Consider the following 1,057-nt stretch of genomic DNA (forward strand, 5'->3'; position numbering starts at 1 on the left):
GAGAGAGCATTGGTTCCAAAGAGACATGGGCGCAACGACCAATGTCCTTGTGGAAGCGGCTCAAAATACAAGAGGTGCTGCCTATAAAAGCGCTCATTGGCTGCCTAAAGCACGCGGAGCGCGCCGGCCCTCTGGGGCCAAAGGCCTGAGAATGAAAGCCCATAGGGCCAAAACCTGGTGCAGTCAGGGATTGGTCACGCCAGTCAGCCCCCAAAAGGGGGCAAGCCCGGTAGGGATGTGAATAGCCATCGACTACGAAACAGGATGGTCATCAACACCTGATGCAATAAAGATCGTTTCGCCCGCTCTCATCAACATGCTCGACATACAGTCTCCGGATCCTTTAGTCATAGGCCGATCATAGGAGGCACGCCTTTATTGCAGCAGGTTCGGGGATAGATGATGCTGAGCACTAGAAAGTCGAAGGTATTGGCGGAGGCTCGCACGTCCATTATCACGCTGGAAGGTCGCGAGCACATAACGCGAATTCACGGTTGTCATCACCCAAAACCTGCCTTCACGCTCGACTTTCAAAACGTCCGACGTCCTGATCAGGTGGCCATCGCCAAACCGCCCATACTGGTCTTTACGCTTGTGGCCAAACACCACACCGATGCCTGCTCGTGACCTGATCGAAACACCGCAGAGGTAGGCGGTCACTGGCAAGTCAAAACCTTGCTCCTGGGCTTTTATAATTCGTTTGAGATCAAAATCTGTGTGGCGTTTTCCGTGAAAATTTACATCAATAGTGTCGAGCATCTTTGCGCTCCAATGGGCAGTCCATATGGCGTTATCAGGAATTTCACACGCAACCAGAGACGCTGGTATCGTGGGGGACTCTTGGTAAGTTTCAGGCTGATCGAATCATGGTTTGGAGAAAAATTGGCCGGCAGTTTTGTAGTGACTGGATTTGAAAACCTGGGCGGTGTGAGTTGTGGTAAACAGCCCCACCGTCCACCTCGATCAGGCTGACTTCAAAGTCGCAATTATCATCACCAACAGTCACCTTAACGACGCGTTCCATACCCCAGCCATCGCAGTTATTCATCCAAGGGGG

General features: G+C 52.1%; 2 protein-coding genes and 1 pseudogene. 1 reads left to right on the forward strand and 2 read right to left on the reverse strand.

What is annotated here, in order from left to right; translation table 11 throughout:
- Nucleotides 1–9 precede the first annotated feature (9 nt).
- A complete protein-coding gene (locus tag AO064_RS31610; RefSeq protein WP_156521562.1) occupies nucleotides 10–87 on the forward strand; it encodes an SEC-C metal-binding domain-containing protein in 78 nt (25 codons plus the stop codon).
- A gap of 288 nt (nucleotides 88–375) precedes the next feature.
- Here the strand turns inward: AO064_RS31610 and AO064_RS02075 are convergent, their stop codons facing one another.
- Nucleotides 376–759: a hypothetical protein gene (locus AO064_RS02075; protein ID WP_064052240.1), complete on the reverse strand. Its 384-nt coding sequence runs from the start codon at nucleotides 757–759 to the stop codon at nucleotides 376–378.
- Nucleotides 760–850: 91 nt separating this feature from the next.
- Nucleotides 851–1,057, reverse strand: a pseudogene (locus AO064_RS31035) (hypothetical protein); the annotation flags it as partial.

This window comes from Pseudomonas marginalis (assembly GCF_001645105.1).
GTDB lineage: Bacteria > Pseudomonadota > Gammaproteobacteria > Pseudomonadales > Pseudomonadaceae > Aquipseudomonas > Aquipseudomonas petroselini.